This window comes from Escherichia sp. E4702 (assembly GCF_963883545.1).
Classification (GTDB): Bacteria; Pseudomonadota; Gammaproteobacteria; order Enterobacterales; family Enterobacteriaceae; genus Escherichia.
In genome coordinates, this window is sequence record NZ_CAWORF010000065.1 from 1 (window position 1) to 553 (window position 553).

The 553-nt window shown below is 51.5% G+C and carries 1 protein-coding gene; it reads left to right on the forward strand.

All coding sequences use genetic code 11. From position 1 onward, the window contains the following. Nucleotides 1-553 (forward strand): AIDA repeat-containing protein (locus tag AACU94_RS24585; RefSeq protein ID WP_205713082.1); only part of this gene is annotated, 553 nt, incomplete at both ends.

Consider the following 553-nt stretch of genomic DNA (forward strand, 5'->3'; position numbering starts at 1 on the left):
CAGAACAGCGGCGGGTCTATTTCTGCAGACACTTCTGCCACCCTGAATGGCACCAACACTAACGGCAGCTTCAGCATTGCCGGTGGCAGTGCCGTCAATATGTTGTTGGAGAATGGTGGATACCTGAGTGTTAATAGTGGTCATCAGGCCACGAACACCATTATTAACAATAGCGGCAGAATGAATGTCGAAGGTAGTGCAACGAACACCACCATTAACAGTGGTGGTGGCCTGTCCGTCTCCGGGGGCGGCAGTACAACGAACACCACTATTAACAGTGGCGGTGGGCTGTCTGTCTACGGGGGCGCCAGTGCAGTTGACATTACTCAGAACAGCGGCGGGTCTATTTCTACAGACACTTCTGCCACCCTGAATGGCACCAACACTAACGGCAGCTTCAGCATTGCCGGTGGCAGTGCCGTCAATATGTTGTTGGAGAATGGTGGATACCTGAGTGTTAATAGTGGTCATCAGGCCACGAACACTATTATTAACAATAGCGGTGGTATGGCTGTCGAATTCGGCGGTAGTGCAACGAACACCACCATTAACA